Annotated in this window: 23 protein-coding genes; 6 read left to right on the top strand and 17 right to left on the bottom strand. The window is 73.2% G+C overall.

Annotated elements, in window-relative coordinates:
- Positions 1-50: 50 nt before the first annotated feature.
- From ACRB68_RS22525 to ACRB68_RS22555, 7 genes are all read right to left on the bottom strand, one after another.
- On the bottom strand, positions 51-1,562 hold the full coding sequence (locus ACRB68_RS22525) for a cobyric acid synthase (protein ID WP_328594609.1): 1,512 nt from the start codon (positions 1,560-1,562) through the stop codon (positions 51-53).
- Complete coding sequence (locus ACRB68_RS22530; RefSeq protein WP_153535660.1) at positions 1,563-2,483, bottom strand: cobalamin biosynthesis protein; 921 nt, start codon at positions 2,481-2,483, stop codon at positions 1,563-1,565.
- Positions 2,470-3,261 (bottom strand): phosphotransferase, encoded by a 792-nt coding sequence (locus ACRB68_RS22535; RefSeq protein WP_194293413.1) that lies wholly within the window; start codon positions 3,259-3,261, stop codon positions 2,470-2,472. Before ACRB68_RS22535 ends, ACRB68_RS22530 begins: the two co-directional genes overlap by 14 nt.
- Positions 3,262-3,384: 123 nt before the next feature.
- Positions 3,385-3,957 carry a hypothetical protein gene (locus ACRB68_RS22540; protein WP_153535662.1) on the bottom strand — a complete coding sequence of 191 codons (573 nt, stop codon included), beginning with the start codon at positions 3,955-3,957 and terminating at the stop codon, positions 3,385-3,387.
- Between the two features lie 35 nt (positions 3,958-3,992).
- The gene (locus tag ACRB68_RS22545; RefSeq protein WP_328594610.1) at positions 3,993-4,163 is read right to left on the bottom strand and encodes a DUF397 domain-containing protein; all 171 of its coding nucleotides are present in this window, start codon (positions 4,161-4,163) and stop codon (positions 3,993-3,995) included.
- 24 nt (positions 4,164-4,187) lie between these two features.
- Positions 4,188-4,310 carry a DUF397 domain-containing protein gene (locus ACRB68_RS42860; protein ID WP_407924302.1) on the bottom strand — a complete coding sequence of 41 codons (123 nt, stop codon included), beginning with the start codon at positions 4,308-4,310 and terminating at the stop codon, positions 4,188-4,190.
- Positions 4,311-4,357: 47 nt separating this feature from the next.
- Complete coding sequence (locus ACRB68_RS22555; protein WP_194293414.1) at positions 4,358-5,119, bottom strand: helix-turn-helix domain-containing protein; 762 nt, start codon at positions 5,117-5,119, stop codon at positions 4,358-4,360.
- 165 nt (positions 5,120-5,284) lie between these two features.
- Here ACRB68_RS22555 and ACRB68_RS22560 point away from each other — a divergent pair, with 165 nt between their 5' ends.
- From ACRB68_RS22560 to ACRB68_RS22570, 3 genes are all read left to right on the top strand, one after another.
- The gene (locus ACRB68_RS22560; RefSeq protein WP_153535670.1) at positions 5,285-5,668 is read left to right on the top strand and encodes an ATP-binding protein; all 384 of its coding nucleotides are present in this window, start codon (positions 5,285-5,287) and stop codon (positions 5,666-5,668) included.
- A gap of 160 nt (positions 5,669-5,828) precedes the next feature.
- The gene (locus ACRB68_RS22565; RefSeq protein ID WP_194293415.1) at positions 5,829-6,968 is read left to right on the top strand and encodes a preprotein translocase subunit SecY; all 1,140 of its coding nucleotides are present in this window, start codon (positions 5,829-5,831) and stop codon (positions 6,966-6,968) included.
- A gap of 29 nt (positions 6,969-6,997) precedes the next feature.
- Positions 6,998-8,536 (top strand): serine/threonine-protein kinase, encoded by a 1,539-nt coding sequence (locus ACRB68_RS22570; RefSeq protein WP_194293416.1) that lies wholly within the window; start codon positions 6,998-7,000, stop codon positions 8,534-8,536.
- Here the strand turns inward: ACRB68_RS22570 and ACRB68_RS22575 are convergent.
- Positions 8,533-9,105 carry a TetR/AcrR family transcriptional regulator gene (locus ACRB68_RS22575; RefSeq protein WP_153535676.1) on the bottom strand — a complete coding sequence of 191 codons (573 nt, stop codon included), beginning with the start codon at positions 9,103-9,105 and terminating at the stop codon, positions 8,533-8,535. The two genes, ACRB68_RS22570 and ACRB68_RS22575, sit on opposite strands and share 4 nt — an antisense overlap.
- A 104-nt stretch (positions 9,106-9,209) precedes the next feature.
- Between ACRB68_RS22575 and ACRB68_RS22580 the strand changes: the two genes are divergently transcribed.
- Positions 9,210-10,592, top strand: coding sequence for an aldehyde dehydrogenase family protein (locus ACRB68_RS22580; protein ID WP_153535678.1), 1,383 nt, complete (start codon positions 9,210-9,212; stop codon positions 10,590-10,592).
- A gap of 15 nt (positions 10,593-10,607) precedes the next feature.
- Here the strand turns inward: ACRB68_RS22580 and treS are convergent, their stop codons facing one another.
- A complete protein-coding gene (gene treS, locus ACRB68_RS22585) occupies positions 10,608-12,566 on the bottom strand; it encodes a maltose alpha-D-glucosyltransferase (protein WP_235959860.1) in 1,959 nt (652 codons plus the stop codon).
- A gap of 251 nt (positions 12,567-12,817) precedes the next feature.
- Between treS and ACRB68_RS22590 the strand changes: the two genes are divergently transcribed.
- Together ACRB68_RS22590 and ACRB68_RS22595 are read left to right on the top strand one after the other, a co-directional pair.
- The gene (locus ACRB68_RS22590) at positions 12,818-13,201 is read left to right on the top strand and encodes a hypothetical protein (protein WP_153535680.1); all 384 of its coding nucleotides are present in this window, start codon (positions 12,818-12,820) and stop codon (positions 13,199-13,201) included.
- Positions 13,198-14,064 (top strand): STAS domain-containing protein, encoded by an 867-nt coding sequence (locus ACRB68_RS22595; protein ID WP_153535682.1) that lies wholly within the window; start codon positions 13,198-13,200, stop codon positions 14,062-14,064. The genes ACRB68_RS22590 and ACRB68_RS22595 overlap by 4 nt, the downstream gene beginning before the upstream one ends.
- A 57-nt stretch (positions 14,065-14,121) precedes the next feature.
- Here the strand turns inward: ACRB68_RS22595 and ACRB68_RS22600 are convergent, their stop codons facing one another.
- The 8 genes from ACRB68_RS22600 to ACRB68_RS22635 form a co-directional block, all read right to left on the bottom strand.
- Positions 14,122-14,376: a hypothetical protein gene (locus ACRB68_RS22600; RefSeq protein WP_153535685.1), complete on the bottom strand. Its 255-nt coding sequence runs from the start codon at positions 14,374-14,376 to the stop codon at positions 14,122-14,124.
- A gap of 69 nt (positions 14,377-14,445) precedes the next feature.
- Positions 14,446-15,363: a hypothetical protein gene (locus ACRB68_RS22605; protein WP_153535687.1), complete on the bottom strand. Its 918-nt coding sequence runs from the start codon at positions 15,361-15,363 to the stop codon at positions 14,446-14,448.
- Entirely contained in the window at positions 15,360-15,596 is a 237-nt protein-coding gene (locus tag ACRB68_RS22610) for an acyl carrier protein (RefSeq protein WP_153535689.1), read from the bottom strand. Before ACRB68_RS22610 ends, ACRB68_RS22605 begins: the two co-directional genes overlap by 4 nt.
- Positions 15,586-17,037 carry a DHA2 family efflux MFS transporter permease subunit gene (locus tag ACRB68_RS22615; protein WP_153535691.1) on the bottom strand — a complete coding sequence of 484 codons (1,452 nt, stop codon included), beginning with the start codon at positions 17,035-17,037 and terminating at the stop codon, positions 15,586-15,588. The genes ACRB68_RS22610 and ACRB68_RS22615 overlap by 11 nt, the downstream gene beginning before the upstream one ends.
- Before the next feature lie 30 nt (positions 17,038-17,067).
- Complete coding sequence (locus ACRB68_RS22620; RefSeq protein WP_328594612.1) at positions 17,068-18,432, bottom strand: FAD-binding oxidoreductase; 1,365 nt, start codon at positions 18,430-18,432, stop codon at positions 17,068-17,070.
- A 58-nt stretch (positions 18,433-18,490) separates the two neighbouring features.
- A complete protein-coding gene (locus tag ACRB68_RS22625) occupies positions 18,491-19,867 on the bottom strand; it encodes an aldehyde dehydrogenase family protein (RefSeq protein ID WP_153535693.1) in 1,377 nt (458 codons plus the stop codon).
- Positions 19,867-20,949: a phenazine antibiotic biosynthesis protein gene (locus ACRB68_RS22630; RefSeq protein WP_328594613.1), complete on the bottom strand. Its 1,083-nt coding sequence runs from the start codon at positions 20,947-20,949 to the stop codon at positions 19,867-19,869. Before ACRB68_RS22630 ends, ACRB68_RS22625 begins: the two co-directional genes overlap by 1 nt.
- Positions 20,950-20,959: 10 nt before the next feature.
- Positions 20,960-22,045, bottom strand: coding sequence for an MDR family NADP-dependent oxidoreductase (locus ACRB68_RS22635; protein ID WP_207709792.1), 1,086 nt, complete (start codon positions 22,043-22,045; stop codon positions 20,960-20,962).
- Positions 22,046-22,068: the final 23 nt, after the last annotated feature.

The following is a 22,068-nucleotide window of genomic DNA, read 5'->3' on the forward strand; positions in this document are numbered from 1 at the left end:
CTGAATATGAACCATCCTCGTGAACAGGGGTGATCCTAACCAGGGATCACTTACTTGTCAGCAGACACTTCCGGCACACCGCCCGGCGCGACCACCGGCAGGCCCGCCGGAGCGCCCTGCTCGATGAGCCGCCACAGCGCCTCGGTGTCCAGGTGCTCGGCCACCAGGTCGCCGAGGACGTCCAGCGTCCGCTCCCGCAGCGCGGCGAACGACACGTCCGGCGCCGGGGTGAAGTCGCGGCCCGCCCGCGCCGCGACGTCGGCGAGGAAGGCGCGGCGGAAGCCGTCGTTCTCCATCGCGCCGTGCCAGGTCGTGCCGTAGACGGCGCCGGCGCGGCAGCCGTCCAGGAACGGCTCGCCGCCCTCGGTCTCGACGATCCCGTGGTGGATCTCGTAGGCGCGCACCGGCTCGCCGTAGGCGCCGCCCTCGGGGCGGCCGAGGGTCTTGTCCGCGGCGAAGACGACCCGGGCGGGCAGCAGGCCGAGGCCGTCCACTCCCCCGGTCTTCGACTCCACCTCGTCGTCGATGTGCCGGGCGAGCATCTGGTAACCGCCGCAAACACCCAGAATGGGGCGGCCCTGCGCGGCCCGCTCGCCGATCGCCGCGGCCAGGCCGCGCTCGCGCAGCCACGCCAGGTCGCTGACGGTGGCGCGGCTGCCGGGCAGCACGACCAGGTCGGCGTCGGCCAGGTCACCGGGGCCGGTCGCGTACCGGACGACGACACCGGGCTCGCAGGCCAGCGCGTCCAGGTCGGTGAAGTTGGAGATGCGGGGGAAGCGGACCACCGCGACCCGCAGCGTCTCCTTGCCGTAGGGGGGCTGCGCGTCGGGGCGGGGGCCGTCCAGGGACAGCGAGTCCTCGGCGTCCAGGTGCAGGCCCGGCTGCCAGGGCAGCACGCCGAGCGTGGGCCGCCCGGTCAGCGCGCGCAGCTGCTCCAGCCCCGGCGCGAGCAGCTCGGCCGCGCCCCGGAACTTGTTGATCACAAAGCCGGCGACCAGCGCCTGGTCGGCCGGCTCCAGCAGCCCGACCGTCCCGTACAGGGCGGCGAAGACGCCGCCGCGGTCGATGTCGCCGACCACGACCACCGGCAGGCCCGCCGCCCGCGCCAGGCCCATGTTGGCGATGTCCCCGGCGCGCAGGTTGATCTCGGCGGGGCTGCCCGCGCCCTCGCAGACCACCACGTCGTATTCGGCGCGCAGCCGGGCCAGGCTGTCGGCGACGACGGCGCGCAGCCGCTCCTTGTGCGCGCCGTACTCCAGCGCGTCCACCTCGGCGACGGGCCTTCCGAGCAGCACCACCTGGCTGCGGCGGTCGCTGCCCGGCTTCAGCAGCACCGGGTTCATGATCGCGCGCGGTTCCACCCCGGCGGCCAGGGCCTGGGTGTACTGGGCGCGGCCGATCTCCGCGCCGTCCGCGGTGACCATCGAGTTCAGCGACATGTTCTGCGCCTTGAACGGCGCGACCCGCACGCCCTGCCGGGCGAGCCACCGGCAGATCCCGGCGGTGAGGACGCTCTTGCCCGCGTCCGACGTCGTCCCCGCCACCAGCAGCGCCCCGCCCACTTATCTGCCTTTCCACGCCCATGCGGCGCATACCGCCGCGGCGGAGACGGTAACAGCCGCCGACAAGCGGACGGCACGCCGGATGTCGGGCACTTGCGGCGCACGGCCGTCACCGAGCTCCGGCCGGTGCTCGACCCGCCCGCCGTAGGCGTTGGTCCCGCCGAGCCGGACGCCGAGCGCGCCGGCGAACGCGGCCTCGCAGCGGCCCGCGTTCGGACTCGGATGGGACGCGCCGTCGCGGCGCAGCACCCGCCAGGCGTCGCTGCGCGGGGCGACGGCCACGGTCAGCAGGCCCGTCAGCCGGGCCGGGACCCAGTTCACCACGTCGTCGAAACGCGCCGAAGCCCAGCCGAAGTTCGCATAACGCGGACTGCGGTAGCCGACCATGGCGTCCAGGGTGTTGGCGGCGCGGTAGGCGAGCAGGCCGGGGACGCCCGCGACGGCGCCCCACACCAGCGGCGCGATCGCGGCGTCGGAGGTGTTCTCGGCGACGGACTCGACGGTCGCGCGGGCGAGCGCGTCCGCGTCCAGGCCGGCGGGGTCGCGCGCGCACAAATGAGAGAGCCGCCCCCGGGCGGCGTCCAGGTCGCCGGCCTCCAGATAAGAGGCCATGACGCGCCCCTCCCGCCCCAGCGACGTCCCGCCCAGCACGGCCCACGTCGCCAACGCGGTCACGCCCACCCGGGCCACCGGACGGCGCGCCGCCCGCTCCACCCCGACGCCGAGCGCACCGGCCCCGCCGACCAGCAGGCCGGTGAACAGCACGCCCCGCGCCCGCGAGTCGGCATAGAACCCTCGCTCCAGCCGGGACGCGGTCCGCCCGAACGCCGCGACCGGATGACCGCGCCGGGGGTCCCCGAAAAGAGCGTCCAGCGCCACACCGAGGACCAGACCGAGCGCCCTGGCGTCAGAGGCGCGCATCGAGCTCGTCCCAGTTGCACTCCAGCCAGTCCTGCGCGCGGCGGATGCGCGGCCCGGCGCCGGCCTGCCACATCCGCGCCCAGGCGCCGCCGAACCGCTCGGCGCGGTGCCGCATCGCCTGGTAGGAGCGCTCGAACCGGGTCCGGGACGCGGGCAGCAGCTCGCGCCGGGCGTCCCGGTCCAGCCCGTAGGCGTCGCTGAAGATCCGCATCCGGCGGCCCACATCGGCCTGGTAGAGCAGGTCGTCGCGATCGGCGGGGTCGGCGATCGGCGCCCAGTGCCGCAGCGCGGTGACGACGTCGTAGAGCCGGGTCGTCGGCCGCGCCAGGTCGAAGTCGATCAGCGCGTAAGGCGCGCCACTGCGGAAGACGACGTTCTCGGGCGTCACGTCGCAGTGCCCGACCAGCTCGGGCGGCCCGTCCAGATTGGAGGCGGCCCGATCCCACGGAGCACCCGCGGGCGGCTCGTAGGAGGCGACGGCATCGTGGTAGCGGCGCAGCAGCCGCGCCACGCCCTCAAGGGCCTCGTCGGTGACGGCGTAGGCGGGCAGCGGCCGGCCGGGGGTCTCGCCGGCCATCCAGCTGAGGATCTCGCGCCCCCGCTCGTCCACCCCGAGCACCTTCGGGGCGCCGTCGAAGCCCACCCGCTCCAGGTGGCGGAGCAGGCCGTGCACCGCCGGGCTGTGCGGGCCGAGCGGGCGGCGCACCGTGTCGCCCACCCGCACCACGCCCTCCGTCACGTCCCCGCCGGAGAGCGGCATCTCGTCTTTCACCGCCATGGTCAGCAACGATATGACCTCGCACGAACCGCTCGGACCGCCCGTCAGGCCCCCGGAATCCGCCGCGTGAAGGTGGCCGGCCTGCGGCGTCGGAGCGAACGCCCCGGCCCCGGGTCAGGCGGCTCAGGACACACCCTCCAACTGGGCGACAAGCGGGGACAGCAGTTCGTTGAGCCCGGCGACCATGACGGCCAGGGCCCGGTGAGCGGCATCGGCCGGGTCGTCGTCCGGGCCGTCCGGGGCCGCCGGGAGCCCTTCCAGCGGGAGCGGGGCGTCCACGAGCAGGGTCGCGCGGACGTGCGGCGCCTTGGCCAGGTCCTGCTGGGCCGGCTCGACGAACTGGCCGAAGATCTCCGGCCAGCCCTGCCAGCCGCGGTCGCGCCACCAGGTGCGGTTCGCCGTGAGGGGCTCCGGCAGCGGCGATACGAGCGTCACCCTGGCGGTCATCGAACCGTCCCAGGTGTTGCGGACGCAGGACGCCGACAGGACACGCCGGTGCCACCGCACCAGGCCCGGCGACGAGATCGGCGGCGTCGCCACCCGCCAGGCGGCACAGGCGAAGCCGACCGGCGCGATGTCCCCCCAGGTGCCGTCGAACTCGGCGATGTTGGCCGCCAGCATCTCCGCATAGCGGCCGGCGGCATCCCGGCCGGCCTCCCGGTCGTACCGGGTGTCGAGCCAGAAGACCTGCTGCATGCTCACCTCTCGCCGGACACGACCTGGGTGGTGGGCTAGTCGGCTTTCAGGGCGTCCGTGAGCGCCTTGAAGGCATCGCGGCCGAGGACGAGCTTCGGCCCCGCGGGGTCCTTGCTGTCACGCAGGGCGACAGCCGCCGGGAAGCGCGCTGCCTCCACGCAATCACTCTGCTGAGTCCCGCTGTGGCTGCTCTTGCGCCAGTTCACCGAACCCCTCCTCTCCTCCAAGCACTACCCGGCCTTCAGCGCGTCCGTGAACGCCTTGAAGGCATCGCGGCCGAGCACGAGCCTGGGCCCCTCCGGGTCCTTGCTGTCACGCAGGCCAACGGCGGCCGGGAAGCGCGCCACCTCCACACAGTCCCCTCCCTGCGTGTTGGAACGGCTCGCCTTGCGCCACTGAATCACCGCATGTCCTCCATGACTTGCTCGATCATGCTCCGCGAAGCGTCCTTGGGGAGCGCATTGCCTCCAATCCTGTCCCATCGGATACCGAACTGTCGCGCCTCTTGAGTAGCGAGGATCAGTCGCCCACCCCCGTGCGCCTCGGTATACGCCACATCCCCCTCCGCGACGGACAGGATCTTGAACGCTCCGTCCAGCCCGATGGTCGCGCCCGTTGTGCGAGGAACGACCCGCAGGATCGCATCCGAGCCCCGTGTCGCGTCCAAGAGATGCCCAAGCTGCCTGCGCATCACTTCCGGCCCGCCCACAGGCCACTCGATGACGTTCTGCGAGAGAAGAATCCACAACAGGGGGCGAGGGCTTCGCTCCAGTGTCTTCTGGCGCGCGAGGCGTGCGGCCACCTGAGCATCGACATCCTCCACCCCCGCCGCCTCGAAGCAGGCACGTGCGTATTCCTCGGTTTGGAGCAGGCCGGGGATGAGCGCCAACTCGTAAATCTTGAGGAGGAATGCGCGGGCCTCGTAGCTAACATGCTCTTTGAACCAGTCTGGGTCGTGGCCAAGCTTCGCATAGGTGAGCAATCGGAGGAAATGCCCGCTTGTTGCGAAGTGTTGATCCAGTGCGGCGGCTTGTTTCTCGTCAAGGCGCAACTCTCCAGACTCCAGCCTGGAAACAGTCGAGCGCACCACCCCAATGATCTTCCCGAACTTCTCACCGCTCATCCGCGCTCGCGTACGGTAAAAGCGCAGGTCGTAGGCCAACCATGCCCACATTGAGGACATCGGATCCGGTGACGGCCTGAGGGACATTGATCACCTTCCGCAATGACGCACGTTGCGCACTGTTGCGACTGTTCCCGGGAACAGTGACAACGCTAGGCCATTCCGTTCAATCTGTGGCCCACATCACAGATTTCGGAGGCTCGCATGCGCGAACCGATCATGCTGGTGATCGAGAATGACCCCGAGCGGCTTCGCGATGCCCGGGAATTCATCGGAAAGGTCTTCGCCGAATGGGGCCTCGACGCCGAGACCGCCCGGCTCTGCGTTTCCGAACTCGCCGGCAACGCGATGACCCACACCGCGTCCGCGACCATCACGGTGCGGGCCTTCCTGACCGAGCGCGGCCCCGTCATCGAGGTGTTCGACGACAGCCCCGCCCTGCCCGTGGTGCACGCCTTCGACTGCGACAGCGAGTCGGGGCGCGGGCTCGCCATGCTGGAACTGATGACCGTGTCCCTCGGGTGGCGGCCGGTGGCGCCGCGCGGCAAGTGCGTCCACGCGCTGCTGGGACGGGCGGAGCCGTTCTGAAAGCGCGGGCCTCTCAGAAGTACATCTTTGTTTGCTAGATTGCGGTGGCGGCGGGGCTTGATCAGGCCGGGTAGAGGAGGCAGCGCTGACCGCATCCAACCGGAGCTGGGCCAGGGCTCTCCTGAGCAGGGAGACGCTGGTCACGCTCGGCCTCATCCTGGTGTTCCGGGTCGGACAGAACCTGCCCGCGCCGGGGGTGGACGTGCGCGCCGTCAAGGCCTGCACGGATCGGGCCGCCAGGGACCATCATTTCGACCTCTACGGGCTGGCCGATCTGTTCAGCGGCGGGGGGCTGCCGAGGCTGACGGTGTTCGCGCTCGGGGTGCTGCCCGTCATCACCGCCGGGCTGCTCGTGAGCCTGCTCGCGGCGGTCAGCCCGCGCATGCGGGAGCGGGTGAAGGCGGGCCCCGTGAGTTTGCGCGCTCTCACCGCCGGGGTCGCGGTGCTGGAGGCGGCCGGGCTCGTGGCTCTGGCCGCGTCCCGTCATCTGGTTCCCGGCTGCCGGCGGGATCTTCTGCACGGCACCGGTGTTCTCACGGTCACCGCGTTCGTCGTCTGCGTCGCGGCGGGGGCCGTCCTCACCCTGTGGCTGGCCGGGCTGATCACCCGGTACGGCATCGGTGACGGCGTGACGGTCCTGATGTACGCCTCGATCATCGCGGTGCTCCCCCGGCAGCTGTGGCACGCCTACGGCTCCCAGGGCGGACCGGTGTTCGCGCTCGTGCTCGCGCTGACCGTCGCGGCCGGCGTCGGCGTGGTCTGTCTGGCGCAGGCGCAGCGCCGCATCCCGATCCAGTACTCCAAGCGGATGATGGGGCGGCGGCCGTTCGGCGGCACCGCCACCTACGTCCCGGTCAGGGTCACCCAGGCGGGCATCACCCCGATCACCTACGCCTCGGTGCTGATGTTCCCGCCGGTCCTGCGCGACGGCGGCGTGTGGCAACTGGCCCTCTTCTGCGTCGTGTTCGTCTTCCTGCACTTCTTCGTCGCGGCCACCTTCGACGTCCAGGAGGTCTCCGACAAGCTGAAGCGGGCGGGCGGTTTCGTCCCCGGCATCCGCCCCGGGCGCCCGACCGCCGAATACCTCGGCTACGTCCTCCAGCGCCTCACCGCGGGCGGCGTGTTCTTCCAGGGCATGCTGCTGCTCGTCCCGGTGGTCGTCGCGCTTGTTTCCGGGGCGGCGGACGGTTTCCCCCTCGGCCTCGTCATCGCGCTCCTCATGTTCGTCCGCCTCTGCGACCTGCTGCCCGGCCTGTTCCGCGCGGAAGCCATGCGGGCGTACGCGGGCTTCCTGAAATGATCCTTCCGTCGTCCGCGGAAGGAGCCGTGATGCACGAAGGACGCATGCTGGGCGGCCGCTACCGGCTGGAGACGCGCATCGGCCGGGGCGGCATGGGCGAGGTGTGGCGGGCCGCCGACCTGCGCCTGGACCGGCCGGTCGCGGTCAAGGTGCTGCCGATCGCGGCGGACGCCGACCCCGGGCAGCTGACCCGGTTCCAGCGGGAGGCCCAGCTCGCCGCCTCGCTCCAGCACCCCGGCATCACGGTCGTCCACGACATCGACGAGGACGACGCGCTCCTTTACCTGGTGATGGAGCTGCTCGACGGCCGGGACCTGGCCAAGGTGCTCGCCGAGCACCCCGAGGGCATGCCGGTCGGGCAGGCGCTGGCGTACGCGGTGCAGATCAGCCGGGCCCTCGCGGTCGCGCACGCCCGCGGCATCGTGCACCGCGACATCAAGCCGGCCAACCTCGTGCTCACCAGCGGCGGCTGGGTGAAGATCTGCGACTTCGGCATCGCCCGGTTCGTCCAGTCCGCGACCGGGCTGACCGGGAGCGCGATGATCGGCAGCCCGATCTTCATGGCGCCCGAGCAGATCTCCGTCGGCGAGATCGACGGCCGCACCGACCTGTACGCGCTCGGCTGCGTGCTGCACCAGATGCTGTGCGGGCGCCCGCCGTTCCTGACCGACAAGGGCGTCCCCGCGCTCATCCACGCCCATCTCCACCAGGTCCCCGACGGGCCGCGCGCCGTCAACCCGCAGGTGCCCGCGGAGGTGGACCGGCTGGTCCTGGAGCTGCTGGCCAAGGACCCGGCCGGCCGCCCCGCCGACGCCGACACGGTCACCCGCCGGCTGGAGGCGCTGCGCGACGGCGGCGCGCCGCAGCCCCCGCCCGTCCCGCTGGAGCACGAGTACCGGATCGCGGCCGACCACCTGCACGGGCAGCGGCCCGACCTGGCCCTCCCCCTGGCCGACCACGCCGCCCGCGAGCGGGGGCGGCTGCTCGGCGCCGACCATCCCGGCACGCTCGCGGCCTCCCACCTGGTCGCCACGGCGCTCTACCAGCTCGACCGCGAGGCCGAGGCGCTGCCCGTCGCCCAGGCGACCGCCCACGCCAGGTACCGGGTGCTGGGACGGCACCACGCCGACACCCTCAACAGCTGGCACCTGCTGGCCACCACCCTCTACATGCTCGAACGCCACCACGAGGCGCTGCCCATCGCGGCCGGTGTCGCGGCCGACCGCGCGGCCGTCCTCGGGCCCCGCGACCCCGCCACCCTGGACAGCCGCAGCACCCTCACCTGGAGCCTGCACATGCTGGGCCGCGACGACGAGGCCATGGCGGCGGCGCACGACCTGGCGCGGACGCAGGCCGAGGTGCTGGGCGAGGAGCACGAGGACACCTTCGACACCCGGCAGCTCATCGGCTGGATCCTGCTGACGCGCGGGCAGCGGGCCGAGGCGGAGGCGCTGGCCGTCCAGGTCCACCAGGCCCTCCAGCGCAGGTTCGGCCCCGCCGCCGCGCAGACCCTGCACGCGCAGGAACTGCTGAACGCCTGCCGCACCCGCTCCCGCCGCCGGCCTTAGGGGAGGACGCCGTCCAGGACGGCCGCGACGGCCTCGCGGGCGAAATCGTCGTTCAGGGGAAGCCCGCGGAAGATGCCCCGCACCCAGACCGCCCCCGCCAGCAGGTCCATCAGCAGCATCGTGTCGATCCCCTCCGGCAGTTCGCCGCGGGCCACCGCGCGGTCGACCACCGCCTGCTCCCGCACCAGCCGGTCGGCGAAGAAGGCCCGGAAACGCATGGCGAGCGCCGGGTCCCCGACGGCCGCCCCGAGCGCGGCCCGGGCGACCGGCCCCGCGGGCTCCCCGGTCAGCAGCCGGACCAGGGCGCCGACGAGCTCCACCAGGTCGCCGCGCAGGCTGCCGGTGTCGGGCAGCGGCAGCTCCAGCAGCGGCGCGTCGAGCAGCGCCGCCCCGAGCAGCGCGGACTTGGACGGCCACCAGCGGTAGATCGTCGTCTTGTTGACGCCGGCCTGCTCGGCGACGCCCTCGATCGTCATGGCCTCGAAGCCGTCGCGGGCGAGCGCCTGCAAGGCCGCGTCGAAGATCTGCCGCCGCCGGCGCGGGCCGCCGGCCGAACGTTCCACCGTCATGCCGCCGAGGGTAATACAACGCAACGGTGCGTTGCGTCCGGCCGCCCCGACCGGCTAGCGTCCAGAGTGCAACGGTGCGTTGTGTTTTCAAGCGAGGAGGCAGGATGAGCGACGATTCGCGGGCGACGGAAACGGTCGGCCGGCTACGTGAGACCTTCGGCACCGGGCGGACCCGCCCCCTGGCCTGGCGGCGGCGCCAGTTGCACGCCCTCCGCGCGCTGCTGGACGAGCACGCCCCCGACCTCACCGAGGCGCTCCGCGCCGACCTCGGCAAAAGCCCCGTCGAGGCGTTCACCTCCGAGCTGCGCTTCGTCACCAACGAGATCGACCACGCGCTGCGGCACCTGGACGGATGGGCGCGGCCCCGGCGGGTTTCGGTGCCCGTCTCGCTGCGGCCCGCGCGGGCCCGGACGATCCGCGAACCCCTCGGCGTGGTCCTCGTCATCAGTCCGTGGAACTACCCGGTGCAGCTCTCGCTGGCCCCGATGGTCGGTGCGCTGGCCGCCGGGAACTGCGTCGTGCTGAAGCCGAGCGAACTGGCCCCGGCGGTCTCGGCCGAGCTGGCCCGGCTGCTGCCGCGCCACCTGGACACCGATGCCGTCGCCGTCGTCGAGGGCGGCGTGCCCGAGACCACCGACCTGCTGGAACAGCGCTTCGACCACGTCTTCTACACCGGCAACGGCACGGTCGGGCGCGTCGTCATGGCGGCCGCGGCCCGGCACCTCACCCCCGTCACGCTGGAGCTCGGCGGCAAGTGCCCGGTGATCGTCGAGCCGGGCGCCGACCTCGCCGCCACCGCGCGCCGGATCGCCTGGGGCAAGTTCCTCAACGCCGGGCAGAGCTGCACCGCCCCGGACCACGTCCTCGCGATCGGCGACACCGCGGACGCCCTGGAAGGGCACCTGGCCACGGCGGTCCGTGCCATGTACGGGACGGATCCGGCCGCGAGCCCCGACTACGGGCGCGTCGTCAACGAGCGCCACTTCGACCGGCTGGCCGCCCTGCTCGGCGACGGCCGCGTGGTGACCGGCGGCGACCACGACCGCGCCGCCCGCTACATCGCCCCGACGGTGCTCGCGGACGTCGCCCCGGACGCGCCGGTGATGCGCGAGGAGATCTTCGGGCCGATCCTGCCGATCCTGCGGATGCCCGACCTGGACGCCGCGATCGCGTTCGTCAACGCCCGCGACAAGCCGCTCGCCCTGTACGCCTTCACCTCGGACGAGCGGACCCGGCGGCGGCTGCTGACCGAGACGTCCTCGGGCGCGCTCGGCTTCGGGCTGCCCAACGCCCACCTCACGGTCCCCGGCCTGCCGTTCGGCGGCGTCGGCGAGAGCGGCGTCGGGCGCTACCACGGGGAGTACTCCTTCGAGACGTTCAGCCACGCGAAGGCGGTGCTCGACAAGCCCCTGTCCCCCGACACCATGCGGGTCGCCTACCCGCCCTTCACCGCGATCAAGGAACGGCTGATCCGCCGCTTCGCGTGAGCCGGGACGCGGCGGTCAGTCGATGTCGTCGCCGAAGCCCATGTGCGGGGGCGGGAGCAGGAACCAGTAGAAGCCGTGTCCGGGAAGGGTGAGCAGATAAGGCAGCTCACCGATCGGAGGGAACTGCACCCCGCCCATGCACTCGATCGGCGCCGAACCGCGGAAGCGACGAAGATCCAACTCGACCGGCTGGGGGAAGCGGGACAGGTTGTTGACGCACAAGATGGTGTCCATGCCGCCCCAGTGGTTGCTCTCGCCTTCGGCGATCTCCCGCACGAACGCCAGGACCGAGGGGTTGGACGCCGACAGCTCCACATAATCCCCCACGCCGAAGACGGGGTGGCGTTGGCGGATCTCGATCATTTTGCGGGTCCAGTGCAGCAACGACCCCGGGTTGTCGCGCTGAGCCTCGACGTTGACGGCCTGGTACCCGTAGATCGGATCCATGATGACCGGCAGATACAACCGCCCCGGATCGCAGGCAGAAAAGCCGGCGTTGCGGTCGGGGGTCCACTGCATCGGCGTACGGACGCCGTCGCGGTCGCCGAGCCAGATGTTGTCGCCCATGCCGATCTCGTCGCCGTAGTACATCACCGGCGACCCGGGGAGTGACAGCAGCAGCGCGGTGAAGAGTTCGAGTTGGTTGCGGTCGTTGTCCAGCAGGGGCGCCAGGCGGCGGCGGATGCCGATGTTGGCCTTCATGCGGGGGTCTTTGGCGTACTCGGTGTACATGTAGTCGCGCTCTTCGTCGGTGACCATCTCGAGCGTGAGCTCGTCGTGGTTGCGCAGGAAGATGCCCCACTGGCAGTTGGCGGGGATCTTGGGTGTCTGCGCCATGATCTCCGAGATGGGGTAGCGCTGTTCGCGCCGCACGGCCATGAAGATGCGGGGCATGACGGGGAAGTGGAACGCCATGTGGCACTCATCGCCGCCGGCGGCCGGATCGCCGAAGTAGTCGACCACATCGGCGGGCCACTGGTTCGCTTCGGCCAGCAGGACGCGGTCGGGGTAGAGGCGGTCGACCTCGGCGCGCACCCGTTTGAGGTAGGCGTGGGTCTCGGGCAGGTTCTCGCAGTTGGTCCCTTCCCGCGCGTACAGGTAGGGGACCGCGTCCAGGCGGAACCCGTCGATGCCCAGGTCGAGCCAGAACCGCAGCACCTCCAGCAGGGCGTCCTGCACCGCGGGATTGTCATAGTTCAAGTCGGGCTGGTGGGAGAAGAACCGGTGCCAGTAGTACTGCCCGCGCACCGGGTCGTAGGCCCAGTTGGACTGCTCGGTGTCGACGAAGATGATCCGCGCGTCGGGGTACTTGGTGTCGGTGTCGGACCACATGTAGAAGTCCCCGAACGGCCCCTCGGGATCGGTGCGCGAGGCCTGAAACCAGGGGTGCTGATCGGAGGTGTGGTTCATGACCAGGTCGGCGATGACGCGGATCCCGCGCGCATGGGCTTCTTCGATGAGTTCGACGAAGTCGCCGAGTTCGCCGAAGTCGGGCAGGACCTTGGTGTATTCGCTGATGTCGTAGCCGCCGTCACGCAGGGGCGACTGGTAGATCGGCAGCAGCCACAGGCAATCGATGCCGAGCCATTGCAGGTGGTCGAGTTTGGAGATCAGCCCGCGCAGGTCCCCGTTGCCGTCGCCGTTGGAATCGGCGAACCCCCGCACCGACACCTCATAGAACACCGCCGTCTTGAACCAATGCGGATCACGCGGCGTCTCCGGATCGAACGCGTCCGATACCGGGCCCCGTTCCCGTTCGACGATCTCCTGCGCGCCACCGCCGGGCGCCGTCGGTTCGGCGGGGCCGGCGCCGGCCCCGTACAGACTGTCCTGCAGCAATGCCTCGGGCTTCACCTGTACGCCGTCCCACTGGTCGCGATGTCCGAAGTGCTTCATTCCCGCGCCGGGGAATGGGCAGTTGTGCGGCCGGGTCATGATCCGGCCAAGCGACGGCGTTTTTTCGGCGGCGCCCATGACCAGAACGGTATTCGGCGCCGGATCGGGGTGAACCGCGCGGTGAGAGAGCCGGAACCGCGGGTTATATGCACCTTTCGACCGGGTCATGGGGGAAGGGGGAAGCCATCATATCCGCTTTCCCGTGCATTGACTTTTCTGTCGGTCGTACGGGGTAGGTCGTCCAATGGGTGTGAATTTCCTGGCGATGCCCGGGGTCGATCAACGAACAGGTCGGGGCGCGGGAGCACGCGGTCCCGGACCATCCCGACATGAGTGGAGGGACAGTGGAACGCGGGGAGAGCCTGGCGTCGGCAGCCGACGCCTTGTTGGACCGGTTGTGCGCGCGCTTCGCCGACGTGCCTGCCGAGACCGTACGGCACTGCTTGGACGACCTGTGGTGCTGCTGCACTCATCTGGGGTTGACTCCGGACACGACGCTGATCGAGCGGCTCGCGGCCTCTCGTCTCACCGGCATCGTCAAGGGACGGCCGGCCCGCACGCCGATCGCGGTCCCGCCGCCGCTGCCGCCGCCGTGCCCGCGCGGCCACGCGGAGCCGAGGACCCTGTCGCCGGCGATGTCGCCGGCGCTGTCGGGGACGCCCGAGCCCGAGCCCGCCGTCTCCTCGGCCCCGATGATCGCGGCCCGCCGATGACGATCCGGCCCGTCGACACGCCAGAGGAACACGGCATCGAACGTACCGGCCCGCGGGCCGGCCTGCCGGGCCTGCGGCTCGGCTCCCGGCACGACTTCCTGGTGGTCTGCCTGCCGGCCCGGCTCGGCTGGCACAACTACGCCGCGACCAGGGAGATCCTCTGCCAGACGCTGACGGTAGCGGTCCAGCAGAAGTACGCCGGGATCGTGATCGATCTCGGTGAGACCGCTCTGCTGGACGCCGCCGGCCTGGTCCTGCTCGCCCGTACGCAGACCCGGGCGCGGCTGGTCGGCGGCCCGCTGCGGCTGGTGGTGCCGCCCGGCTCGGCGCGGCTGCGGTACGCGCTGGAGGCGACCGGCCTCGCCGCGCTCGTGCCGGTGTACCCCGACGTCGAGGCGGCCACCTCGGCCCCGCCGGTCACCGGGCCGCGCCCGGCGACCAGCGACAGCACCCGGGTGCTGGACGCGATCCGCCGGCTGCACCCGCGGGACGCCCAGCTGACCCAGCGGCGGTCCCCGTCGGAGCTGGTCATCACCACGACCGCCACCGACGAGGAGCACCACGTCATGATGGTCGAGGTGACCGGCACCCTGGACCGGGTGACCGTGCCGCAGCTGGGCGCGACGCTGACCACCCTGATCGACGGCAGGCTGCATCACCTCAAGCTGAAGATGCACCCCGAGCTCGGCGTGCGGTGCGACCCGCTGCCCGTCCTGCTCGGTGCCCGCTGGCGCGTCAGCGCCGAGGGCGGCTGCCTGTCGCTGCTGAACCCGCCGGCCCGGATCTGCGACCTCATCGAGCGTGAGGGCCTGTCCGAGGTGTTCCGGCCCTGCACTCCCGCCCGCAAGCGGGCGAGCGGGTAGCGGCCGCGCGTTCCCGGAGGGCACGCTCCTCCGGGAGCCCGCCATACGGGGACCGTCCTACCGGGCGGTCCCCGTATGGCTCATCGGACGCTCCGCGTCGGCGGCGACGGTGGCCCGGCATTTCGGGCATAGTTTCTCGTCCTCGCCGCGGGCCCAGCCGCCCACCGGTATCGCCTGACTCCCGTCGCAGAGGGTCTCGTAGGAGCGGTGCCCCTCCGCCGAGTCCGCGGTGGCCCTGATCGCGTGCCGTACCGGCACGCAGCGTTTGTAGCCCGGCGTCTCGTCGACGCGGGCCCCCAGCAGGTACTTCATGGCCGTCCTTCTATCGCCGTGGTGACTATCAGTATATTCCCGATTACACGGCGTTAATCGGCCTGCCGGTCATCCCTTTCCGACGGTCTCCAGGGCGCGGTCCAGCTCGTCCGGGCCGTCGACGTAGGCGACCGGGTAGGGCACGTCGAAGCCGACCTTGCGCAGGAACGGGCCGACGGCGATCGCGGCGGTGGGCTCGTGCGCCGTCACCTCGCGCAGCATGCCGGGCACCGACAGGGGCTCGACCTCGTTGCGCAGCAGCAGGTCGCGCACGCCTTCGGCGGTGGTCACCGTCCGGCCGCCGTCCAGGCCGGTGCAGACGGGGACCTGCGGGTCGGCCTGCGGGACGGCGTCCAGGTGCCGCTCCAGCCGGGCGCGGGCGTGCTCGCGCAGCGGGGTGTGGTGCGCGGTGGTGCTGTAGGGCGCCTCGGCCACGTCGATCGGCAGCGGGCCCTCCTCCTCCAGGCGGCGCAGGTCCTCGCGGCGGCCGCTCACCATGATGAGGCGGCCCCGGCCGCGGCGCACCGGGCCGTAGTCGACGGCCACGTGCTCCTCGTAGGGGGCGGCGTCGACGCCGCGCGGGACGAAGACGAACCCGATGCCCTCCGCGCGCCCGGGGTCGGCCGGGCCCACGTCGGCGCCCGCGAGGGCCGCGATGAGGTCGCGCTCGGCGATCCCGCCGGTGACGCCGGCGGCGACGGACTCGCCGAGGCTGATCCCGCCCGCGACGTCCGGGGCGAGGCCGGCGTCCGCCAGGGTGTCGGCGACGCCGATCATCCCGGCGGCGAGGGCGACGCCGTTCAGCCGGGTCGGCTCCAGGTCCGCCGGGCGCTCCCGCTCGTGCAGCAGCACGTCGGCGGGGATGCCGGCGACCTCGGCGGCGCGCTCGTAGGCGCCCGCCACCCGCGGGTGCCGCCCGGCGAGCCCGCGCATGTCGGCCATGTCGTGGCGGCCGCTGTTCGGTCCGAAGATCACCGCGACGGTCATGAGCGCTCCCCCTCGGTCAGCGCGACGACCTCGTCGGCGGTCCGGGCCGCCGCGAACTCGCGCAGGTCGAACTTGACGTCGAAGTGCTGTTCGAGCCGGGCCAGCGCCTCCAGCGTGGCCACGCTGTCCCAGCCGTGCGATTTCAGGTCGGGTTCCTTGCGCAGGTCCTCGGCGGGAAGCTCCAGCACGTCGCCGAGGATGTCCAGGACGGCGCCTGCGGTGTCAGCGGGCATCGGTCTGCTCCATCTCCTTGTCGTTGCGCACGTCGGCCGCCGGCCCGTCCTGCGGGCGGGCGGCCCGTTCCATGCCGAGGGCGGCGGCCACGGCGACCGCGACGACCGCCAGCGGCAGCAGCAGCGTCCAGCGCACGGCCGTCCCGAGCACCGCGTGGTCGCGCACCTCGGCCTGCAGCAGCACGCCGACCGCCGCGGTGCCGAGCACCACGCCGACCTGGCGCGCCGTGCTGTAGACGCCGGACGCGGTGCCCATCAGCGGGCCCGGGACGTGCCGCATCGCGGCGCTCGCCAGCGCCGGGAAGACCGCGCCGGTGCCGAGCCCGACCAGGGTCACCCCGGCCAGCACGCTCCACCGGTCGACGTGGCGGCCCGAGGCGAGCGCGAGCAGCGCCAGCCCGAGGCCGGTCAGGACGTTCGAGGCGATCACCACGCCCCGGGCGCCGATCCGGTCCGACAGCCGTCCCGCCGCCGGGGCGACCAGGCCGGCCGCGATCGCCTGCGGCATCGCGTACAGGCCGGCCTGCAGCGCCGACAGGTGGAGCTGCTCCTGCAGCAGCAGCATCAGCGGCATGAACAGCCCGGCCCAGCCGAAGCCGACCATGGCGACGACGGCGGCCGAGACCGGGAAGCCGGGGCGGCGGAACAGGGTGAGGGGCATCAGCGCGGCGTCGCGGCGGTGTCCCTCCCACAGCACGAACGCCACCAGCAGCAGCGCTCCGGCCGCCGCGACCTCGACCGCGGTGAACGGGCCGAGGACGCGGCCCCAGTCGTGACGCTCCCCGGCCTGCAGGCCGTAGACGACGCCGAAGAGGCCGAGCCCCGAGAGCAGCACCCCGGCGGGGTCCAGGGCGATGGACGCGGCGGGCCGCTCGCGCGGCAGCGCGCGCCAGCCGAGGACCAGCCCGGCCAGCCCGACCGGCACGTTGATCAGGAAGATGCCGCGCCAGCCGGCCAGGCCGATCAGCGTGCCGCCGAGCACCGGCGCGATCGCGGCGGCGGCCGCGCCGGTGCCGCCCCAGATCCCCATCGGGGCGCCGCGCCGGTCCGGCGGGAACAGCGCCGAGATCAGCGCCATCGTCTGCGCGGCGACGGCCGCCGCGCCGAGGCCCTGGACGGCGCGGGCGGCGATGAGCGCCGGCGCCGAGCCGACCAGGCCGCAGGCCAGCGACGCGGCCGTGAACACGGCCATGCCGGCCAGGAACACCCGGCCGCGGCCGAGCCGGTCGCCGAGCCGCCCGGCGAGCAGCAGCGGCACCGCGTAGGTCAGCAGGTAGACGCTGTTGATCCACGTCACGTCGTTGAGCGTGGCGGGCAGCTCGCGCTGCATGGTCGGGACCGCCACGTTGACGATCGTGATGTCCATCATCAGCAGGAAGAAGCCGGTGCAGATCGCGGTCAGCGCGAGATAGGGGCGCACCGGCCCGGCTGTCGAGCGCATGTTTCCTCCCGGGGGGCGGAGGGCGGTCGGTCAGGCGGGCGGGATGTTCTGGGTGCAGCGGAACACGTTGCCCGGGTCGTAGGTCTTCTTCAGCGCGGTGAGGCGCGCCAGGGTCTCGCTGTCGTACAGCTCGTGGGTGTAGTCGGTCGGGCCGCTGCGTCCGTAGACGAAGTTGAGCGAGCGGCCGATCGTCCACGGCTTGAACCGGTCGTAGAACCGGGCGTGGGTGTCGCGGATCTCCTGCGGGTCCTGGTCGTCCAGCGGGGACAGCACCCGCAGCACGTAGGCGGCCTCGCGGAACGGCACCGCGTTCGGCGCCTCGGGCGGGCGGGAGAACGCGCCGCCGAGCTGGCGCAGGTCCATGATGCAGGGGACGGGGGCGTCCGGGCCGGTCAGCGCGGGCACGTCGGCGAGCGCCTCGGCGTCCAGTTCACCGAGCAGCACGTTGTTGCCGGTGTAGGCGTGCGCGAAGTCGGGTTCGCCGTAGATCGACCCGGCCTCGGTGTAGGGCAGCTCGCCGAGCTTGGACAGCACCGGGTCGCCGAGGTCCAGGAACGGCCGCGCCAGCTCGGGCGCGCCCGCCAGGTCGGTGCTGGCGAACCGGACGTGCACGACGTGCCGGCCGCGCAGCGGCTCGGGCAGCGCCGGGATCGGCGGGTAGCCGAGCATCCCGATCGACGGGGTCATGGTGTCGGGCAGTCCGGCGCTCCAGGTGCGGAACAGCTCCAGCACCTCTGCGGCGCGGGACGCGTCGAAGTGGATGCCGCCGCCCCAGATCCGGTCGCCGCGCAGCAGCTCGATCTCCAGCTCGGTGACGATGCCGAAGTTGTCGCGGCCGCCGCGCAGCGCCCAGAACAGGTCCGGGTCGGAGTCGGCGGTGACGCGCCGCACCTCGGCGTCGGCGGTGACGACGGTGAGCGCGGTGACGCGGTCGGCGGCGTAGCCGAGCTGCCGCCCGAGCAGGCTCATGCCGCCCGCGAGGGTGTACCCGGCGACGCCGACGTGCGGCGCCGAGCCGCTCGGCGGGATCAGGCCGTGCGGGGCGGCGGCCTCGGCCACGTCCCGCCAGCGCGCTCCCGCGCCGATCCGGGCGCGCCCGGTCGCGGGGTCCACCGTCACCCGGCCCAGGCGGCCGGTGGTGACGAGCACCCCGCCGTCCTCGGTGACGGTGACGCCGTGGCCGGTGGACTGCACGGCGATCGAGACGCCGCGGTCCAGCGCGTACCGGACCGCGGCCTGCACGTCGCCGGGGCCGGTCGCGCCGACGACGACGTCGGGCCGGTGCGCGTAGGCGGTCTGGAAGCCGCGCACCTCGTCGTCGTAGCCGTCGTCGCCGCGCCACAGGACCGGGCCCTGGACGCCGTCCTGGAGCCTCGCACGCAGTTCGTCTGTCACGATCCGTACCTTTCTGACCGGTTGACTCGTCTGTTCGCTCGAAGTTGCGTACCCCGGATCACCGGTCGCGAACGACGGTCTTGCCGCGCATCAGGAACTCCGCCAGGTAGCCGTCGTGCGGCAGCCCGGCCTCCATCCAGTGCGTGGGGCGGTCGCCGATGTGCAGGTTGCCGATGGTGGGCTCCCGAAGGAGCCGGTCGATGAGGTCGTCGTCCCGGGTGAGGGCGGTGAGCACCAGGCTGCCGCGCAGCGGCGCGGTCCCCGCCTCGCGGGTCCAGGGCGCCACCCAGGCGCAGGGGAAGGGCAGTTCGGCGCCGAGCCGCTCGTCGTCCGGCGCGTCCAGCTGGTGCAGCGCGGGCCGCAGCACGGCCGAGCCGTCGCCGAGCTCGTCGGCGACGCCGTCCGCGCCGAGCCAGGCGCGCGCGCCCGCGGCCCGGCCCGCCAGGTGGCGGGCGATCGCGTGCGCGGCCGCGGCGGGCTGGACGGGCAGCGCCGCCTTGTCGTCCTCGGGCCGGGCGCTCGGCAGTGCGGCCAGGCGCTCGGCGAGGGCGGCGCAGAGCGGCGCCGGGTCGCCTTCGACGAGGACGGCGGTGGCGTTGACGCAGCCGGTGCCGCCGTGCCCGGCGATCGAGCCGGCGATGACGTCCAGGTGCTCGCGCCAGTCCACGTCGGCGGTGATCAGGATCTTGGAGCGGCCCGGTCCCTGGACCAGCACCCGCGGGTCGCCGCCGTAGCGGGCGGCGACGTCCGCGCCGCCGTAGACCAGGCCGAGGTCGGCGCCGCGCAGCAGCGCGCCGGCGTCGTCGCGTTCGGTCGGCAGCAGCGCCACCGCGCCGTCGGGGAACCCGGCCTCGCGGAGCGCGGTCACCAGCCGGTGCGCGGTGAACGGCTCGCGGCGCGAGGGCCGTACCGCGACGCGGTAGCCGAGGGCGAGCGCCTCCGGCCACAGGCTGTGGGTGCCGGGATGGTTGCCGGCGGCGTGCACGGCGAGCACCTCGCCGCGGCGCGTCCACACCGCGTGCCCGGCGCGGGTCGCGGGGTCGCGCCAGTCGCCGGCGGCGCCCGCCGGACGGGCCTGGAGCACGCTGCGGTGCACCTGGCCCAGCCGGGCGGCGACGTTGGCGGTCGCGGTGCGGACGACCGGCAGCGGGATCCCGCCGACCCGGCTCACCGCGTGCTGGTAGCCGGCGACGGTCTGCCCGGCGAGCGTGGCGGTGGCGAACAGCTCGGCCGCGCGGGCCAGCAGGCCGGGCAGCTCATCGGGGGGCGGCGGCTCGGTGCGGTGCAGCGCGGCCAGCGCGCGGTCGGTGTAGACGCCGGGGACCAGGCTGAGCTCGGCGACCGGCGCGCCCGCCACGTCGGTGACGGTCGTGCGGTTGCGGGCGCGGTAGGGGCCGCGCGGGCCGAGCGCGTCCAGCCAGAGCGGCTCGGACATCAGTACACCCCCTCGATGACGGCCTCGTCCTCGAACCGGTCCACCGGCCCGATGTCCGACAGCGAGTCGCCCACCTGGCCGGGGGCGGGCTCGACCCGGGTCGCCAGGTCGCGTTCGAGGTTGTTGGGAAGCAGGAACGAGCGGCTGACGTGGTTCACCACCACCCGGCCGCGTTCGCCGTACCCGACGGGCGCGCCGGACTCCGGGTCGACCACGGCGAAGGTGACGGCCGGGCTGAGCGGGTCGAACACGCACGCCGCCGGGTCGTCGCCGCCGGGCCGCTCGGCGGCGAAGCCGAGCATCATCGTGCTGCCGTACTGGCCGCACAGGGCGGTGCCGGGGAAGATCTCGGTGCGGTACAGGTACCGCGAGTCGGCGTCCATCTGCGTGCCGCCCCAGCGGATCGCGCGGACCTTCTTGCCGACCAGCTCCACCAGCTCCTCGCGCCGGGCGAGCCGTTCCAGCAGCGGCGGGGTGATGGTGAGCACGCCGATCTCCTGGGAGCGCAGCACCAGCGCGGCCTGGTCGACCAGGTGCTCGCCGTAGGCGTCGGCCTCGTCCATGCGCCCCTCGGCCATGAGCCGCTTGACCCAGCGGGGGTCCAGGTCGACGGTGAAGCCGTGCCGGCCGTGGGAGGAGGCGAAGCGGCGGAAGTACTCGCCGACCACGTGCGGGCCGGTCGGCACGACGCCGAGCCAGTCGGTGCCGCGCGGGAAGCCGTGCGCGTCCATGTTGCGCGCGCTCCACTCCACCATCCGCTCCATCCAGTCGCGCAGCAGGACGACGCGCTTCGGCGCGCCGGTGGTGCCGCCGCTCTCGTACACGCCGACCACCTCGGGCCGGTCGCCGTAGCCGCGCGGGACCAGGTCGCGGACCGGGACGTCGCGCAGCTCGGCCGCCACGTTCGGGAAGAGCGCCAGGTCGGCGGCGCCGCGCACGTCGGCGCGCGGGTCGAAGCCGAGGGTCTCGGCGCGGCGCAGCCAGAACGGGCTGCCGGTGCGCGGGTCGAAGTGCCACGCCATGGCGGCCCGGACGTACTCGTCGGGGTCGGGGTTCGGGATGTCCAGCACATCGGTCGGCACGCCGGTCTCCTCAGGTTCGGTTCGTCAGGTCGGCCACGACGCAGCCGAGGTGGCGGCCCCGCAGCGTCTCGGTCAGCGCGCGGGGCGCGGCGTCCAGCCCGTGCACGCGGGTGTGCGCGAACGTCAGCTCGCCCGCGCGCAGCCAGCCGGCGTAGCGCCGCTCCCACCGCGCCCGCTCGGCCGGGTCCACGTCGTCGGCGCTGAACCCGCGCAGCGTGATCCGCTGGTGGATGAGCCGCAGCGAGTCCAGCTCCACCGGCGCGGCGGTGCCGTCGCCGGACGCGTCGAGCTGGCCGGCGAGGGCGCCCACGAGGACGAACCGGGCGCCGGGATTGGCGGCCCGGACCGCCGCGCTCAGCTGCTCCCCGCCGGTGTTGTCGACGCACACGTCGATCCCGCCGGGCGCGGCCTCGGCGAGCTGCGCGGCGAGGTCGCCGCCGTCGCGCCGCACGACCGCGTCGTACCCGAGCTCGGCGGTGAGGCGCCGGGCCTTGTCCGCCGAGCCGGTGCTGCCGATGACGCGGCCCGCGCCGAGCAGCCGGGCGAGCGGACCGGCCATCGAGCCGATCGCGCCGCTCGCGGCGGTGACGAGGACGGTGTCGCCGGGGCGCAGGTCCACGCCGTGGGTGAGCGCGGCGTAGGCGGTCCAGCCCTGCCCGAGGTGCGCGGCGGGGTCGGGCAGCGGGTCGGCGATGCGGTCGCACTGCTCTGTCGGGACGGTGGCGTACTCGCGCCAGCCGTACCAGTGGAAGACCAGGTCGCCCTCGTTCAGGCCGGCGTCCTCTCCGGCCGCGGCCACCTCGCCGACGGCGGCGCCGACCAGGGTGTCGCCGGCGCGCAGCGGCGGGAAGGGGGTGTCGCGCACCGCGCCGGCGATGAGCAGCCGGATCGCGGTGGAGACGTGGAAGCACAGGTTGCGCACCAGCACCTCGCCCGGTCCGGGCGGGCGCGGCGGGGCCGCGACGACCCACAGGTCGTCCTCGGCCGGCAGGGCGTCCGGCGTCCGGGCGAGCCGGACCTCGCGGGCGGTGCCCGGCAGTCCGGCGCGGGTGCCCGCCGCGCATTGTTCGGCGGCGGTTCCGGTCGGCGTGACCACGTGTCCTCCGTGCGTTTCTCGGC

Origin of the sequence: Actinomadura macrotermitis (assembly GCF_009604375.1) — a bacterium.
In the GTDB taxonomy this organism is placed as follows: Bacteria; Actinomycetota; Actinomycetes; order Streptosporangiales; family Streptosporangiaceae; genus Spirillospora; species Spirillospora macrotermitis.

Coding starts and splice junctions, on each gene's coding strand:
- ACRB68_RS22625 (WP_153535693.1), bottom strand. CDS start 19,867: ATGTCCGAGCCGCTCTGGCTGGACGCGCTCGGCCCGCGCGGCCCCTAC.
- ACRB68_RS22590 (WP_153535680.1), top strand. CDS start 12,818: ATGAGTGGAGGGACAGTGGAACGCGGGGAGAGCCTGGCGTCGGCAGCC.
- ACRB68_RS22535 (WP_194293413.1), bottom strand. CDS start 3,261: ATGGCGGTGAAAGACGAGATGCCGCTCTCCGGCGGGGACGTGACGGAG.
- ACRB68_RS22540 (WP_153535662.1), bottom strand. CDS start 3,957: ATGCAGCAGGTCTTCTGGCTCGACACCCGGTACGACCGGGAGGCCGGC.
- ACRB68_RS22610 (WP_153535689.1), bottom strand. CDS start 15,596: ATGCCCGCTGACACCGCAGGCGCCGTCCTGGACATCCTCGGCGACGTG.
- ACRB68_RS22560 (WP_153535670.1), top strand. CDS start 5,285: ATGCGCGAACCGATCATGCTGGTGATCGAGAATGACCCCGAGCGGCTT.
- ACRB68_RS22575 (WP_153535676.1), bottom strand. CDS start 9,105: ATGACGGTGGAACGTTCGGCCGGCGGCCCGCGCCGGCGGCGGCAGATC.
- ACRB68_RS22570 (WP_194293416.1), top strand. CDS start 6,998: ATGCACGAAGGACGCATGCTGGGCGGCCGCTACCGGCTGGAGACGCGC.
- ACRB68_RS22580 (WP_153535678.1), top strand. CDS start 9,210: ATGAGCGACGATTCGCGGGCGACGGAAACGGTCGGCCGGCTACGTGAG.
- ACRB68_RS22615 (WP_153535691.1), bottom strand. CDS start 17,037: ATGCGCTCGACAGCCGGGCCGGTGCGCCCCTATCTCGCGCTGACCGCG.
- ACRB68_RS22530 (WP_153535660.1), bottom strand. CDS start 2,483: ATGCGCGCCTCTGACGCCAGGGCGCTCGGTCTGGTCCTCGGTGTGGCG.
- treS (WP_235959860.1), bottom strand. CDS start 12,566: ATGGGCGCCGCCGAAAAAACGCCGTCGCTTGGCCGGATCATGACCCGG.
- ACRB68_RS22605 (WP_153535687.1), bottom strand. CDS start 15,363: ATGACCGTCGCGGTGATCTTCGGACCGAACAGCGGCCGCCACGACATG.
- ACRB68_RS22600 (WP_153535685.1), bottom strand. CDS start 14,376: ATGAAGTACCTGCTGGGGGCCCGCGTCGACGAGACGCCGGGCTACAAA.
- ACRB68_RS22595 (WP_153535682.1), top strand. CDS start 13,198: ATGACGATCCGGCCCGTCGACACGCCAGAGGAACACGGCATCGAACGT.